Annotated in this window: 14 protein-coding genes; 3 read left to right on the top strand and 11 right to left on the bottom strand. The window is 40.7% G+C overall.

Annotated features, from left to right (window positions below):
* Window position 1: 1 nt before the first annotated feature.
* From galT to KQI87_RS01480, 5 genes are all read right to left on the bottom strand, one after another.
* Window positions 2-1,492 carry a UDP-glucose--hexose-1-phosphate uridylyltransferase gene (gene galT / locus KQI87_RS01500; RefSeq protein ID WP_216458606.1) on the bottom strand — a complete coding sequence of 497 codons (1,491 nt, stop codon included), beginning with the start codon at window positions 1,490-1,492 and terminating at the stop codon, window positions 2-4.
* A 361-nt stretch (window positions 1,493-1,853) separates the two neighbouring features.
* Complete coding sequence (locus KQI87_RS01495; protein ID WP_216458605.1) at window positions 1,854-4,307, bottom strand: C39 family peptidase; 2,454 nt, start codon at window positions 4,305-4,307, stop codon at window positions 1,854-1,856.
* Window positions 4,304-5,473: a class I SAM-dependent methyltransferase gene (locus tag KQI87_RS01490; protein ID WP_216458604.1), complete on the bottom strand. Its 1,170-nt coding sequence runs from the start codon at window positions 5,471-5,473 to the stop codon at window positions 4,304-4,306. The genes KQI87_RS01495 and KQI87_RS01490 overlap by 4 nt, the downstream gene beginning before the upstream one ends.
* Before the next feature lie 52 nt (window positions 5,474-5,525).
* Window positions 5,526-5,894: a hypothetical protein gene (locus tag KQI87_RS01485; RefSeq protein ID WP_216458603.1), complete on the bottom strand. Its 369-nt coding sequence runs from the start codon at window positions 5,892-5,894 to the stop codon at window positions 5,526-5,528.
* A gap of 121 nt (window positions 5,895-6,015) precedes the next feature.
* On the bottom strand, window positions 6,016-6,714 hold the full coding sequence (locus KQI87_RS01480; protein WP_216458602.1) for a 5'-methylthioadenosine/adenosylhomocysteine nucleosidase: 699 nt from the start codon (window positions 6,712-6,714) through the stop codon (window positions 6,016-6,018).
* Between the two features lie 264 nt (window positions 6,715-6,978).
* Between KQI87_RS01480 and KQI87_RS01475 the strand changes: the two genes are divergently transcribed.
* Window positions 6,979-7,224, top strand: coding sequence for a TIGR03905 family TSCPD domain-containing protein (locus KQI87_RS01475; RefSeq protein WP_216458601.1), 246 nt, complete (start codon window positions 6,979-6,981; stop codon window positions 7,222-7,224).
* Between the two features lie 99 nt (window positions 7,225-7,323).
* Here KQI87_RS01475 and KQI87_RS01470 read toward each other — a convergent pair whose 3' ends face one another.
* Both KQI87_RS01470 and KQI87_RS01465 read right to left on the bottom strand, forming a co-directional pair.
* Entirely contained in the window at window positions 7,324-8,940 is a 1,617-nt protein-coding gene (locus KQI87_RS01470) for an MBL fold metallo-hydrolase RNA specificity domain-containing protein (RefSeq protein ID WP_216458600.1), read from the bottom strand.
* Window positions 8,941-9,308: 368 nt separating this feature from the next.
* Complete coding sequence (locus KQI87_RS01465; protein WP_216458599.1) at window positions 9,309-9,746, bottom strand: hypothetical protein; 438 nt, start codon at window positions 9,744-9,746, stop codon at window positions 9,309-9,311.
* Window positions 9,747-9,865: 119 nt separating this feature from the next.
* On the opposite strand from KQI87_RS01465, the gene KQI87_RS01460 reads away from it, so the two are divergent.
* Window positions 9,866-10,936 (top strand): undecaprenyldiphospho-muramoylpentapeptide beta-N-acetylglucosaminyltransferase, encoded by a 1,071-nt coding sequence (locus KQI87_RS01460; protein WP_216458598.1) that lies wholly within the window; start codon window positions 9,866-9,868, stop codon window positions 10,934-10,936.
* A 1-nt stretch (window position 10,937) separates the two neighbouring features.
* On the opposite strand, the gene KQI87_RS01455 is transcribed toward KQI87_RS01460, so the two are convergent.
* Window positions 10,938-11,486, bottom strand: a complete 549-nt coding sequence (locus tag KQI87_RS01455; protein ID WP_216458597.1) for an RNA polymerase sigma factor — start codon at window positions 11,484-11,486, stop codon at window positions 10,938-10,940.
* A gap of 4 nt (window positions 11,487-11,490) precedes the next feature.
* Window positions 11,491-11,904, bottom strand: a complete 414-nt coding sequence (locus tag KQI87_RS01450; RefSeq protein ID WP_216458596.1) for an HIT family protein — start codon at window positions 11,902-11,904, stop codon at window positions 11,491-11,493.
* A gap of 192 nt (window positions 11,905-12,096) precedes the next feature.
* On the opposite strand from KQI87_RS01450, the gene KQI87_RS01445 reads away from it, so the two are divergent.
* On the top strand, window positions 12,097-12,783 hold the full coding sequence (locus KQI87_RS01445; RefSeq protein WP_216458595.1) for a sensor histidine kinase: 687 nt from the start codon (window positions 12,097-12,099) through the stop codon (window positions 12,781-12,783).
* Here KQI87_RS01445 and KQI87_RS01440 read toward each other — a convergent pair.
* Both KQI87_RS01440 and KQI87_RS01435 read right to left on the bottom strand, forming a co-directional pair.
* Complete coding sequence (locus KQI87_RS01440) at window positions 12,756-13,361, bottom strand: rhomboid family intramembrane serine protease (RefSeq protein ID WP_216458622.1); 606 nt, start codon at window positions 13,359-13,361, stop codon at window positions 12,756-12,758. The genes KQI87_RS01445 and KQI87_RS01440 overlap by 28 nt on opposite strands.
* Before the next feature lie 222 nt (window positions 13,362-13,583).
* Window positions 13,584-15,050, bottom strand: coding sequence for a DUF6382 domain-containing protein (locus tag KQI87_RS01435; RefSeq protein ID WP_216458594.1), 1,467 nt, complete (start codon window positions 15,048-15,050; stop codon window positions 13,584-13,586).

The raw sequence follows: 15,050 nt of genomic DNA, 5'->3' as shown, positions 1-15,050 counted from the left end.
CTTATAATTTATCAATGAATCTCATAAATGCATCTCTGCCTTCTGCAGTGCATTTATATACACCGGCATCTTCCAGTACATGAACAAATACATTGCCGACTTCTTTTCTGAGAACATCCTGAATGTTATCTTTATCAAGGTTGTCATATTTAGGAAGGAATTCTGCAACCCATGCTGCATGTTTCTCAATCTTCTCATTAGAAGAAATATCTTTTCCCTCCAGAATATATTCTGCAAGAAGTTCCAGTTCCTCTTTTAATCTTGCCGGAAGTACCGCAAGTCCCATTACCTCGATCAGACCAATGTTCTCTTTCTTGATATGATGGTACTCTGCATGAGGATGGTATACACCAAGCGGATGCTCCTCTGTGGTAATGTTATTTCTCAGGGTAAGATCCAGTTCAAACATATCTCCTGATCTACGGGCAATCGGTGTGATTGTATTGTGCGGTTCTCCGTCTGTCTCGGCAAAAATAAATGCGCTCTCGTCTGTGTAACCTCTCCATACTTCCAGAACATGTGTTGCAAGTTCTATCAGTCTCTTCTCGTCTTTGTGACGGATTCTTAAAACAGATAATGGCCATTTGACAATGCCTGCTTCCACATCTTCATATCCCGGGATTGTCACATGTTTCTCAATCGGCGCTTTTGCCATCGCGAATGTATAGTGACCACCCTGGAAATGATCATGGCTTAAAATAGATCCACCGACGATTGGAAGGTCTGCATTAGATCCAAGGAAGTAATGTGGGAAAAGTTTTACAAAATCAAAGAGTTTGATAAATGTATTCTTCTCGATCTTCATTGGAATGTGACTGCTGTTAAATACGATGCAGTGTTCATTGTAATATACATATGGAGAATACTGGAAGCCCCAAGGACTGTCATTTACAGTAATCGGGATAATTCTGTGATTCTCTCTGGCAGGATGATTGACTCTTCCCGCATATCCTTCATTCTCCGGACAAAGAAGGCATTTCGGATAGCTGCTGGACTTTACAAGTTTGGCAGCTGCAATAGCTTTCGGATCCTTCTCTGGTTTGGAAAGGTTAATTGTGATATCGATTTTTCCATATTCACTGTCTACAGTCCATTTCTGGTCTTTCTCTACACGATAACGGCGGATATAGTTACTGTCCTGGCTGAGTTTGTAGAAATAATCAGTTGCTTCCTGCGGATCTTTCTCATATTTGCTCCAGAACTCTTTCTGTACCTGACCTGGACGTGGCATCAGGCAGTTCATAAGTCTGGTATCAAACAGATCACGGTAAACGATACTGTCTTCAATTAGATTTCTCTTTACTGCTTCATCCAGAAGCGCATTTAAAACCTCTTCCAGATTAATGTCTGTGTATTCTTCTTCAGGTTCCACATATTCATCTTCCTTAAAGACATCCAGGAGAAGATTGGTTGTGTAACTCTTCTCGCAGGCAGGTGTGAGCCCTGTTTCAATTCCGTACTGTACTAATTTCTTAATGTTCTCGTATAACATTGGTACATTTCCCTCCGTTTCGTTATTACTGTTCCCTTTGTTCCCAAAAAACGCCTCGCAGGATATTATCCGTGAACAGCAATTATTCAACAGCTATATTTTGTCATATAACTCTCATTTCCTTTTAAGGATACTCAAATATCGTTCAAATGTAAATAACCATTTGCACAATTTTTCTTAATAATAACTGACAGGTTGCTATTCACACGCCACTATCCCGCGAGGTGTTTTGACATGAATATGTCAAAATCCCGAGACATACAGCGCGAATTTATGCGATCAGCATAAATTCTGTGCATCGCGAAGCGTGTTACTGGGCACGGAGTGAACAGCAACCTGTCTGATTGTCGCGAAAGCTATATCAGTAATTAACAGCTTCCACATATGTGATAAATACATTTCCCGCTTTCTGGAATAAATCTGTACTGTCATTCATTCCATACGGATAAGTTTCTTTCTTGACCGGATCATAGAGATAAGTATTGTACTCGTCATACCCCACGATCACCACACTGGTATTGGCTCCTGTCTTGGCGATCACAGGACGCTGTGCACTTACTTCATATAACACGCTATCCAGACTGCACCCGGAAAGGTCGATTACTGTGCCGGTCTTCTTCAGGCTCTTCTTCAATGTTGCCACATCCAGGGTTCCCTGAAGAATAATATCCGGAAGTTCTCCTGTATCCATCTGTATCTTCGTCTTCTTATTCCCACGTTCCCAGATATACTGCTGCGCACGGTTCAGTACCACACCGCCCAGATTATCTGCACGCAGAACTGCTTTTGCAGGATCTGTATAGATACTGTCCAGTCCTCCCTGACCATAAACATAATAAGTAGTTTCCTGCGGGATCTGTGTATCCAATACAATATCCTTCTGCCTTGCACTGCTTACCTTGGCATACATAGCAAGCGGTGAATCTGTCTGCGTAGATGTATTCAATGTCAATTTCACACGGACACCGGTTCTGGATGCCGAAACCAGCTCAACCTTAACTGTATTCACAGCATCCTTTTTGTTGTTCATAATATTGTCCTTCTTTTGGGCAACATAAGCAGTATCTCCGGATTTTGCGGAAAGTTCAAACTCTATCAATGTACTTCCTACAGAAATATCCGTGATGTACAATCCCTCTTTCTGATATTCCTTCTTTACATTTCCTTCAAAATCTTCAATACGCAGAACACGAATACCTTCGGATTTATGTCCGTCTTCATCTGTAAGGATATCGGATTTATTCAGGATTCCATAGATCAGATCCTCATTCATAAATCCTACTGTGCGAAGTCTCTGTCCCTTCTCCGGTGCAATCAGACGGGTTTCACAGGTATCAAAATCAATTTCCTTGATTCTTCCCTTCTCATCACCTTCTGAAACCAGCCAGGCTGCATGATCATTATTATCAGAAGAAACAAAGTTTGCATTCTTAATTCCCTTTTCCAGTACTTCACTTGTATTCTCTTCAATATTAATCTTGTAGAGATTCTTTGCCAGAAGCAGAAACAACTCATTGTTTTCATTGACATAGGATAATTTTTCCAGATCCTTCTTCAGGAACTCAAAGGATTCTGAAACAGGGATAAATGCCCGCTCCTCTGCCACATTCTTATCATGGTTGTAATGATAAACACCGATTCCTTCATATCCTTCGTGGTTTCCTCTGTTCATATATCCATAAAGTACAAAGTCAATGTCACCCTCATCTGTCACCCGGACAATCTTGATATCATGCTGCGTTCTTGAATCGCGGAAATCTCCGTCCTCAGATTTTCGGAAGCTGAAAACCTGGTTTACTTTTCCGTTGTCCGGTGAGTAAGACCACAGATCTCCCTCCTGCACAAATGCTATCACTGTAGCGCTGTCATTCATCATATATTCCACATTCTTGTCGCGCACACCCAGAGTCAGTCCATCATCTGAATAAACCGGAAGTGTTCCGTCGAATACCTGACTGGCAGAACGTTGGAAATCAAGCAAATAAATTCGTGTATCCTGATATTTCATCCTGTAAAATTCTTTTACATCATACAATTCTGTATCGCCGTTATCACTTTGAGATGTAATCTGATACTCAACAGAAATACTGGCAGTTGTTTCGTTGATATCTTTGATAACCGGAATACCTCCCTGATATAACTGCGGTGCAAGAGTTCCCCAGCTGATCTCACTCAGAGAAGAATTAATATTAATTCCTGCATAATTCGTAGCAGCTCCCGTGGTCTCCGGCTCCAGATAACTTCCTAAGTCATCTGCTGTATTCTTGTCCAGACAGGCCTCATAAAAATATTTGACAAAAGCTGCATAATCAGATGCATGTACCTGTGATCTGGAAACAACTCGGGTATAATAATATGCTACGCTCTCATCTGTCTCCAGCGCGATCTGCATGGAATATTCCTGATTCATTCGCAGATCACTGGTGATTTCCACATCTACCGTCAGATAAGAATCTTCTTTCTGGAGATTCTTGATCTTCTTATTTTCCAGAACTTTATTTCCATCTGAAGTACGGATTTCATATGAGAAACTTTTCACATCCGCATTATATGGATTTACCTTGAATTTGAGTTTCTTTGTAGTATCCAGAGGTGTTACACTGTCCCTGGTAAAGTCCGCCTGCATAGGTTCTGCATAACCGTACATTCGGTTGATCAATGTACCATCCATGTCGATCATGACTTCCGGAAAAGTAGCGTCATTAAAATCAGACCTGTCATCTGTAGACTGACTATTCAGAAGCAGCGCAGTTCCTGCTACACCAATCAGAAACACAAGAAGGAGAATACCTGCTCTTTTTAGTATTCCTCTCATTGTCTGCCCCCTTGCTGTTCTTTTTGGTCCTCATTCAGAAGTCTGGCAAGAGTTGGATGAATATTCAATGCTGCAAGCATGTCCTGTGTGCTGGCAATATCTGATTTCTTTCCTGTTTTTACTGCACGGATCAGGAGATTCTTCGGTGTGTGCTCCATATCTATAAACTCCAGGATCTGTGTCTCATAACCTTTGCTTCCCAGCAGATTTGCACGTACTGCATCTGTGATCAGCGCTGACAGTCTCTCTTTCAGGATGCCATATCGAAGGACGGATTCCAACATCTCATTTCTGATCTGTTTATTCACTTCATGCTGACAGCAAGGTACAGAGAGAATTACTTCTGCTCCCCACTCCACAGCTTTCGCAAGCGCATAATCTGTAGCTGTATCGCAGGCATGAAGTGTCACTACCATATCTACAGAGGATACTCCTTCATAATCTGCAATATCACCATGATAGAAATGCAGTTTCTCATAGCCATATCTGAGTGTCAGAGAATTACATTTCTCAATTACATCTGTTTTCAGATCCAGGCCAATAATATTCACATCATAGCCTTTCAGCTCTCTCAGATAATAATACATAGCAAATGTAAGATAGCTCTTTCCACATCCAAAATCCAGTATCGTTACTTCTCTCTCTCTGGAAAGTCTCGGAAGAATATCTTCAATGAATTCCAGGAAACGATTGATCTGTCTGAATTTGTCATATCTGGCATGGACAATTTTTCCCTGATCATTCATAACACCCAGATCTATTAGAAACGGTACTGGAACTCCTTCTTTGAGAATGTACTGTTTTACACGGTTATGTGCCTGGATCTGAACTTTCTCTACCGGCGCATGGTGCTTCTGTTTAATTGTCATTTTGCCCTTTTTGCTTACAAGGACTACGCCATCTGTCATTGCTCCCTGCGCCTGAAACTGTCCAAAGTTCTCTGCAAGTTCTGCCTCCAGATACTCTATCAGCTGCATGCGTTCGTAGTTCTTATGAAGGACTTTCGTCCCTTCTGTGGCAGATGCCTGATAACAGATCTGTCCCTTGAGCCGGATCGGACGTATCTTCACTTTTGAGATACCATTTTTGTTTCTGCTGGCACTCAGAACAGCCTGTATCAGATTTTCATTTATCTGTTCTTCTAAATATTCTCTTAAATTCTTCATTATTCTTTCTATAAAAATACTATTTGATTGTAACTATTCGGCAATCCACTACTCAAAAATATCTCCGACAGCGATGTCTGCGACATCTTCTTCTGGATATCTCCTGATAAAGCATTACTTGGATCAGTTCATCCAGGAAACTTTCCCTGACTGCCTCACTGCTGATCTCCGGCTGTATGCTTTCTTTGATCCTGCTGCTTAAATGATAAAGCATATATTTATCCGGATACTCATCATACAGGCGGCTCCCCTCATAATCCAGGAGATCGCATTCCTCTTCTACCCGCTCCTGGATACGCTGTACTGTCTGTGGATAATAAGACTTCATCAGCTTAAACTCTTCTTCCTGCATCCGTTCTCCTTCATACATAAAAGGATTGGAATATGCCGCGTGAAACGGAAAATATGGTTCGAAATACATATTAAAATCCTGCATTCTTTTTCGTTGTCTATTTCAGTATATGCAGAATATCTCAAACCGTTCGCTTCAGAGATATTACTGTTTTCTCCGTGTACAGCAGATCAGAAATCTGTAACCTGAATTACAGTTCCTGGATCATTCTTACAGTTAATTTTACACTGTGCTCAATTGCTGCCATCTCGAATTCTGCATAATCCATGTTTGCACTTCCGTCTGCTTTGTCAGAAATTGCTCTTACTACAAGGAATGGAATGTGATTCAGATAAGCGGCCTGACCGATGGCAGCGCCTTCCATCTCTACTGCAAATCCACCAAACTCTGAAATAATAGCATCTTTTACACCTTTATCAGAGATAAACTGATCTCCGGAACAGATTCTTCCTTCGAATACACTGATCTCAGGATTTACTTCCTGGCATACCTTTGCTGCCAGATTACGAAGTTTCTCGTCTGCCGGGAAAGAGAAATCATCCATCTGCGGGATCTGTCCTTTCTTATAACCAAACCCTGTTGCATCCATATCATGATGCAGTACGTCTGTAGAAAGAACAATATCTCCAATATTTACATCATTATTCAGGCTTCCTGCGATTCCTGTGTTGATCACAGCTTCTACGCCAAACACATCTGCAAGGATCTGTGTGCACATTCCTGCATTTACTTTTCCAATTCCGGAACGTACAACTACAACTTTCTTGCCTTCAAGAGTTCCTTCGTAGAAATCCATAGACGCTCTGGATGTAATTGTAACATCCTGCATTTTTTCTTTAATTTTGGCTACTTCCTGTTCCATTGCTCCGATAATTCCGATACATTTCATTATTAAAACACCTCTTCTTTGTATATTTGTATTTTTATTTATTCTATCTGGCTGTCCTAACTGGCGGCCAATTTCAGGTTACCTTTCATTCGAAGATTGATAACTTTTTTGTTGCATTCTTTTCTATTATAGCAAAACTTTAATTTATATGGAAACTTTTTTTATGTTCTGTTATAATATGATTACAAAATAATGGTTACTGGCGATTTTTATGTCAGTAATCTGGTAACCTTATAAACTATTTTACACAGGAGGAATCATATCATGACATATAAAACAAAAGGTGTCTGTGCCAGTCACATTGAGTTTGAATTAGATGACAATCATAAAGTTCACAACGTACACTTTATTGGTGGATGCAGTGGAAATACACAGGGAGTTGCCTGTCTTGTAGAGGGTATGGATGCTGACGAAGTGATCAGCAGACTGAAAGGAATCAAATGTGGTTTCAAAAATACTTCATGTCCGGATCAGCTTTCTATTGCACTGCAGGAAGCGCTGAATAAATAATTCCCAATATCCCCCGAAAGTTACACTTTATTCTAACTTTCGAGGGATATTTTTATTTCATATTATTTTTGTACTATTCTGTTTCACATAGAATAACTGCTATACGTCTGTTCTGTCCCACTTGTCGCACAATGACTGCACCTCTCTGGAAAAGCGTTCCAGATCCTTGTTCGGGGTTCCTTCGTTCTTTTTGATTACCGCCAAAAGTCTGTAACCAAGTGCCAGAAGTTTCTCAAATGCTCTGGCAGCTCTCGTTGCCTTAGGAGATGCAGATGCTTTCTGAATTTTCACCCCCTTAGCTTCATAAAGACATACATTATTAGCCAGATCATATTCCGTTCCACTGAAAGGTGCCATTGTATCATATCCCAGATCTTCTTTCAGGCGTTTTGCAAAAATTTCTGTCACAGTATCCTCACCATGGGTAACAAAAACTTTCTGCGGCTTCTCTTCAAATGCCTTCGCCCAGTCCAGTAAACCATTCACATCTGCGTGACCGCTGATTCCCGGCATCTGACAGATATGTGCTGCCACATGAATCGGTTCTCCGAAAAGCTTTACATCTGTTGCACCCTCAATCAGAGCTCTTCCAAGTGTTCCAACTGCCTGATATCCCACAAAAAGAATAGTGTTCCGTTCATCCCACAGATTATGTTTCAGATGATGTTTGATACGTCCGGCATCGCACATACCGCTGGCAGAAATAATTACCTTCGGTTCTTCATCATAATTGATCGCTTTGGAATCATCACTTGTAACTGATACCTTCAAACCAGGAAAACTGATCGGATTAATTCCCTTCTTGATCAAATCCATGGCTTCTTCATCAAAGCAGTCATACTGATGCTCTGAGAAAATAGTAGTCGCCTCATTAGCCAGAGGACTGTCTACATATACTTTGAATCCATTATGCCCGTGTACCAGGTCATCTGCCTTAATCTGTCTGATAAAATACAGCATCTCCTGTGTACGTCCTACTGCAAAGGAAGGAATAACAAGGTTGCCGCCTCTGTCAAAAGTTTCCTGAATAATCTTTGCCAGAAGCTGTACATAATCTGGTTTCTCCCCGTGACTACGATCACCATACGTAGATTCCATAATCACATAATCAGCACGATGCAGATATTCCGGATCCTTGATCAATGGCTGATGAGTATTTCCAATATCTCCGGAAAATACAATTTTCTTCTCTATTCCTTCTTCTCTGATAGTCAGTTCAATACTTGCAGATCCCAGCAAATGGCCGGCATCTATAAAACGTACTGAAATCCCCTCTGCCGGAGTGATCACTTTATTATACGGACACCCTACACAATTTCTGATCACGCCCATCGCATCTTCCATAGTATATGCCGGTACAAATTCCGGTTTCCCCTGTCGTCTGCCTTTACGGTTTCTCCACTCTGCCTCAAACATCTGGATATGTGCACTGTCTCTGAGCATAATATCACACAGATGGCTGGTTGCATCTGTCGCATATACAGGTCCTCTGAATCCCTTTGCATAAATGGCAGGAAGATTACCTGAATGATCCATATGCGCATGTGTAAGAAGAACAAATTCAATTTCTCCCAAAGCAACAGGAATCTCTACATTCTCGTAATAATCCGGTCCCTGCTCCATACCACAGTCTACAAGAAATTTATGCCCCGCAGCCTCCAGATAATAACATGATCCTGTAACTTCGTGTGTTGCTCCGATAAATGTTATCTTCATATGAAAACCCCCTTTCGAACTTTTAGACCCCATATATTATTATATTTATTATACAATACAATGAAACAGATTAATAGTATTTTTCTGAAAATAAAAAACAGAAACAGTTCTTGTTCGACTGTTTCTGTTTTCTCTGCGCCTGCCACGTAACGATATAATTAGCTGATATTTTGTCGTTTCCGATTTACGCATCACATATTTCAGCATCACTTACAGAGTTTTCTATCGCCTCTGTGTTCCCCTGTCTTCATGGTATGTTATAAACATCCCATTTTGAGTTACAGCTTATAAAAGTGTACTCGTTAACTCTCTTTACATATATAATGCGAATCAAAATGATAAATATCACAAAAAAATTTAAAATTCTTTTATTTTTCTTCAGAAAATGATGTATCACATGTCTGCACTGTCTCATCCTCAAACTGCAAATCTGCTGACACAGTCATTCCTGCCAGGGCAGTCAACATAACAGCTGCCACTACTGCTGCTACAGGTTTCAAAAATCTGTGAGTTCTATTCCACTCATTTTCATAATTCTTCAGGTGCTCTTTTGTTTCTTCAAGCCTTTCTGTTCTGATGTCCGCTACTGCTTCCCGATATTCACCTTTTGCTTTCAATCTGGCAACCAGCCTGTCATATTCTCTTTGAACCTTCTCCTCTGGTTCCTCCGGAAATTCTTCCCAGGAAGTTTTTCCGGCTGCCTTCAGCAGTGCTGATTCAAGTATTTTCGTTTCTGCAGCATACTGTTCTTCCAACAGTTTATCCATCTTCCGTTTTTCTGTTTGTCTGTTTATTTTATTTTCCATAATCTTTAACTTTCCTTGACAATTCCTCCCCTTGGGTTCATATTAAATATAACTATCGTTACTGTTCACACCAAAAGGAACAGTAACTTATTTTTCAGAATGAAACAGGAGGAATCTCTATGAAACATATTGTGCTCACCGGTGGCGGTACTGCCGGACATGTTACCCCCAATATCGCATTAATCCCACGTCTGAAAGAACTTGGATACGAAATCTCCTATATCGGATCCTATGATGGAATTGAGAAAAAGCTTATTGAAGAAATGAACATTCCATATTATGGTATCTCTTCCGGTAAACTGAGACGTTATTTTGATGTTAAGAACTTCACTGATCCATTTCGTGTGCTGAAGGGTTTTGGCGAAGCCAGAAAATTGCTGAAACAATTAAAACCTGATGTAGTCTTTTCCAAGGGTGGTTTTGTAACTGTTCCAGTTGTTATTGCTGCGGGACAACGCAAAATTCCTACAATCATCCATGAATCAGATATGACACCAGGACTTGCAAACAAACTTTGCATCCCATCTGCAACAAAAGTATGCTGTAACTTTCCTGAAACAGTCAAGAGCCTTCCCGCAGACAAAGCAGTTCTTACAGGAACACCAATCCGTCAGGAACTATTGAGTGGAGACAAAGAGGCCGCCCTTAAGTTCTGTGGCTTTACAGACGAGAAACCGGTTCTGATGGTCATCGGCGGAAGTCTGGGTGCAGCCTCTGTGAACGAAAATATTCGCAAGATCCTTCCTGAACTTCTGAAAGAATTCCAGGTTATCCATCTGTGCGGCAAGGGAAAAATGGATGAAAGTCTCAAGGATACTGAAGGGTATGTACAGTACGAATACATTAAACAGGAACTTGCCGACCTGTTTGCTTTGGCAGACATCGTTATCTCCCGTGCAGGCGCCAATGCAATCTGCGAATTGAATGCACTGAAGAAACCAAATCTTCTGATTCCTCTTTCCGCAAATGCCAGCCGTGGTGACCAGATTCTTAATGCGCATTCATTTGAGCGCCAGGGATTCAGCATGGTACTTGAGGAAGAAGAAATTACTGAAAGTACACTTCTTAATTCTATCCGTGAATTGTATCAGAACAGACAGTCGTACATTGATGCCATGTCGGGAAGCAGTCATATGAACTCTATCGAAAAAATCACCGGTCTGATCGAAGACTGCGTAAATAAACGGTAATTCATCGCCGTATTTTCTTATATTCTCTGGCAAGCCAGCGTCTCGTCCTCATAACTTTATTGTTTACATTATTTTCTGTGATATGATAATGTTTGGCAACGAGACGCGATGGTATGTCATATAACGTTACACTGACATAGATTTCATAATCAATTCTGTTCTTCTCTCTTAGTTTTTGAAATATCGTCTGTAGATATCCGGCAGCTTCCAAAGTCAGAATAATTTCATCTACATTACCACCGCTCTTCACACCCATATCCGTCATTGTCATAAGCACATCCGAATCCACATGTTCATATTTTCGAAATGCGATCTTGCCATGATCAGTTGCTTTATGAAAACTAATTCTGGTAATAAGGTTACTCAGTTTCTCTTCATCCATAAAGTCTACCGTGTCACCCATATTGTACAGAGTTTCAAATACATCCTGACAAACATCTTCTGCTTCATCAGCATCATGCAACATAGCCTTAGCAATATTAACTACACGTGTGCGGTATTTCTTGTAAATGTCTATAAAATCTACATTCTCCATCTTTTGTAATGTCAAAATATCAGGACAGCTGTTCTTTTACTTTTGACAGAATCTCCTCTTTATCCTTATCACTCAGTTCACCTGGTGTCCATGTGATTCCTACATTATCACCTTTATATCTCGGGATTAAGTGCATATGGAAATGAAATACAGTCTGTCCTGCACATTCTCCATTGTTCTGTACAATATTAAATCCATCACATTTCAGAGCTTCTGTCATTGCTGTTGCCATCTTCTTTGCAAGAACCATTGCCTTTGCAGCCATCTCATCCGATAATTCATAAATATTGGCAGCATGAGACTTAGGCAGGATCAGGGCATGTCCCTTACTTGCCGGACCCAGATCAAGAATCACGCGAAAATTCTCATCCTCATAAAGTGTTGCAGCAGGAATCTCTCCATTGGCGATTTTACAAAAAATACAATTATCCATTTTTAAGTCCTTCTTTCCTAAATAATTCGAATAAGCCTCTGCTCTTGTTCTGAAGGCTTATCCAGACGCTGTTCGCAGACATTATTCCGCAAGCAGTAACTTTGTCGGCGTGTCGTTTTAGTGCGAAATTTCCATGACGAAATCAGTTGCGGTGAAAAATTCGCAATGATACACTTTTTTTGAGGTGATGATATGCAGATTGAAACAACAGAACAATTAAAACAGGAGTTTAGCCTTACTCTTTCCAGGCTGTCACATGAAATCCGTAATCCGATCTCACTGATCAACAGTGAACTCCAATTAATGGCGTCCTCTCATCCGGAATTATACAGTTACAGTCAATGGGATAGCCTTATAGATAATCTGGAATATGTCAAAGAACTGTTAAATGAGCTCTCCGATTTTAGCCATGCCGGAACTGTAAATCTGATTCCCACAGATTCCCGGAAGTTCCTGGAATCTGTTCTATCCTGTGAGAAAAACACATTACATTATCTTGGTATTACACTGGAAACACACTTGGAAAATATTTCCACATCAATACTTCTTGACCGTGTAAAAATGCGTCAGGTTCTATTTAATCTGATAAGAAATGCCTGCGAAGCAGTCTCTCTGCCCGATGGCAAGATCTCAGTCAGACTTTTTCAGGCAGATGAAAACATCTGCATTTCAGTGGAAGATAATGGCTGTGGAATGACTGAAACTCAGCTACAGAATATCTTTCATCCATTTATTACATACAAAGCAGACGGAACCGGTCTGGGACTTGCAGTAACAGCCGAGATCATAGCTGCCCATCACGGCCAGATCAAAGTCTCCAGTTCTCCCGGACATGGTTCCAGATTTAACATCTATCTGCCTGTTTCTTCCGAAGCGTGAATTTGTAAGCGAGAAGGATGATAGAACAATACTGCCAGTATAAATCCACAGATAAGGCCTCCCACATGTGCTGCATTATCCACACCTTCACTTGTAAATCCAAAATAAAGGGAAAATGCAGCCATGATTACAACCTGTCTGGCAGAAAGATCTTCAATATATCCCCTGCCTCTAATCACAGCATAGATCATAGCACCCATTACAGCAAATACTGCACCAGATGCACCTGCGGATACTGCAAAATCTCTGCTGTTTAATTCCAGGAATATACACAACAGATTTCCGCCCATCCCGCCAAGAAGATAAATCAGCAGATATTTCAGCCTTCCTACTGTACGTTCCAGTCTTCCGCCAAGTACAAAAAGTACCAGCATATTATTACCAAGATGCTGCGGACCAAAGTGCAGAAACATACTGGTAAAAATCCTGTAATATTCCCCCTGCATGACAGATGGTGTATACGCAGCACCACACTGAAGCATATGCATGGTATCTTCGGATCCTCCGGTCAGCTCTACTGCAAGAAAAACAAGAAGATTGACCAGAATGAGAAACACTGTAACCGGCTCTTTTTTCATTTCTTCCAAGATTTACCTCTTTTCTGTCTGTTTTATTCTGTTTTGTTGTTTTTTCGTAACTATTCAGCAGTCTACTATTCCGCGAGGTGCTGAATAGTTACGCTTTTCATACACAATCATCTTCAGCAATTCACATAACAAATTCTTCTATAAAGAATTAGCAATATTTTCCTGAATTACTATTCTTAATTGTATCAGACATTTTGTATTTTTTCAAAACATTTATGCCAGAAATATGTATCTTGCCTGTGCAAAGTCCACTTCATCTTCCGGTTGCAGCTGATATTCTTCATCTGGAAGAAGAAGTCTTCCGTTTACCGCTGTTCCGTTCCTTGAATTCATATCTGTAAGATAATATTCTTCTTCCCGCTTTCGGATTTTCGCATGGATACGGCTTACTGTCGGCAGACTGATCACTGCATCACAGGCAGTCTCCAGTTTTCCGATCACAGTCATATCTTCATTCAGATAAATGGTCGCCAGCTCTCCCGGTTCTTTGCTCACCAGACTAGCCGGACCGGATACTGCTCCCGCAGACAAAACTACAGTTTCTCCATAGTCCGCATGAGGCTGCAAAGTTTTGGAAATCTCTGGCTTTGAGTCTGGATATCGATTCGGACTTTCCAGTTCTTCTTTCATGGTTTCATAGAATCGTTTTTCCCATTTCTCTTCTTTTTCGGTTTCAGTTAAATTCGGATACTGTTCAAAAATTTTCCAATCCGCTTCTTCTTTCTTTACATTTGCAGAATTTCTAATTGAAATTCGACCTTTTTTCTCCGCAGATCTCTGCTGTAAAGTATCCGGTTTCTTTCCCCTGCGTACAATACGTACGACCAACATTGTGCATGCTGCCAGTACAAGAATTCCTCCCATAACAACTCCGGTTTCTATATATGGCAGATATCCCATCAGAGTAACTGCCGTTATTCCGCAGAGCAACAATGCTGCCAGTATTATAATCACTCCCTTCTTTATCATTCCAGGCTTCTCTGTCGCTTCACCTTCTCTTATAAACTCTTCCTGTACAGTTCCAGCTTCCCAGAGTCTTTCTTCCTGAAGTCTTTCTTCCATTGAAAACTCCTGAAAATCTTGTTTTTGTCCTGTCCTGGCTTCTGTGTTCTCTTCTTTTGGCAATGTCGATGTTCCCTGAACTTTATATAGTTCTTCTTTAATGTGTTCCAGATGAAAACTGTCTTCCATCGCTCTCTTATATACACCGTATCCCAGAATCACAGCCTCCCCGTCCTGATGATCAATTTTGGGAAGGATATACTCCGTCAGACGCTGAAACTGTTCTCTGATATCTTTTTCGTATCCTGGCATCATGCAGAAATAAATCTGCTGTTTTTCAATATCTGTATAAATATATTCCGGCGCTATAATAAACTGTCCGGGGTTCATCAGATATTCCGCCGCATCCTCCATAGCTTTAACAAAACCACCAAAAATCAGACGGAGATCTTCAATCTCCATCTTTTTCTCTTCATATAAAACGTTCAATGCCTGTTTAGAGGTAATATCAAAGTACACAAGAAATCTTCCATCCATTCCCTGAATCCTGCATTTCAGAAGAGAGGGGATTACATTTCCCACCAGCATTCTCACCTGATAGGAGTCTGTATTAATCTCCTCTTCTCCGTAAAGGATCAAATAATTGTGGTTCATATCTCTCTTATATTCTGTCCGCAT

It is taken from the genome of Blautia sp. MSJ-9 (assembly GCF_018919065.1).
Lineage (GTDB): Bacteria > Bacillota > Clostridia > Lachnospirales > Lachnospiraceae > Blautia_A.
This window is presented reverse-complemented; position numbering and strand designations above follow the sequence as displayed.

What these genes read in the sequence shown, in the direction of transcription:
- galT (WP_216458606.1), bottom strand. Translation starts at nt 1,492, where the DNA reads ATGTTATACGAGAACATTAAGAAATTAGTACAGTACGGAATTGAAACA.
- KQI87_RS01495 (WP_216458605.1), bottom strand. Translation starts at nt 4,307, where the DNA reads ATGAGAGGAATACTAAAAAGAGCAGGTATTCTCCTTCTTGTGTTTCTG.
- KQI87_RS01490 (WP_216458604.1), bottom strand. Translation starts at nt 5,473, where the DNA reads ATGAAGAATTTAAGAGAATATTTAGAAGAACAGATAAATGAAAATCTG.
- KQI87_RS01485 (WP_216458603.1), bottom strand. Translation starts at nt 5,894, where the DNA reads ATGTATTTCGAACCATATTTTCCGTTTCACGCGGCATATTCCAATCCT.
- KQI87_RS01480 (WP_216458602.1), bottom strand. Translation starts at nt 6,714, where the DNA reads ATGAAATGTATCGGAATTATCGGAGCAATGGAACAGGAAGTAGCCAAA.
- KQI87_RS01475 (WP_216458601.1), top strand. Translation starts at nt 6,979, where the DNA reads ATGACATATAAAACAAAAGGTGTCTGTGCCAGTCACATTGAGTTTGAA.
- KQI87_RS01470 (WP_216458600.1), bottom strand. Translation starts at nt 8,940, where the DNA reads ATGAAGATAACATTTATCGGAGCAACACACGAAGTTACAGGATCATGT.
- KQI87_RS01465 (WP_216458599.1), bottom strand. Translation starts at nt 9,746, where the DNA reads ATGGAAAATAAAATAAACAGACAAACAGAAAAACGGAAGATGGATAAA.
- KQI87_RS01460 (WP_216458598.1), top strand. Translation starts at nt 9,866, where the DNA reads ATGAAACATATTGTGCTCACCGGTGGCGGTACTGCCGGACATGTTACC.
- KQI87_RS01450 (WP_216458596.1), bottom strand. Translation starts at nt 11,904, where the DNA reads ATGGATAATTGTATTTTTTGTAAAATCGCCAATGGAGAGATTCCTGCT.
- KQI87_RS01445 (WP_216458595.1), top strand. Translation starts at nt 12,097, where the DNA reads ATGCAGATTGAAACAACAGAACAATTAAAACAGGAGTTTAGCCTTACT.
- KQI87_RS01440 (WP_216458622.1), bottom strand. Translation starts at nt 13,361, where the DNA reads ATGAAAAAAGAGCCGGTTACAGTGTTTCTCATTCTGGTCAATCTTCTT.
- KQI87_RS01435 (WP_216458594.1), bottom strand. Translation starts at nt 15,050, where the DNA reads ATGCGGACAGAATATAAGAGAGATATGAACCACAATTATTTGATCCTT.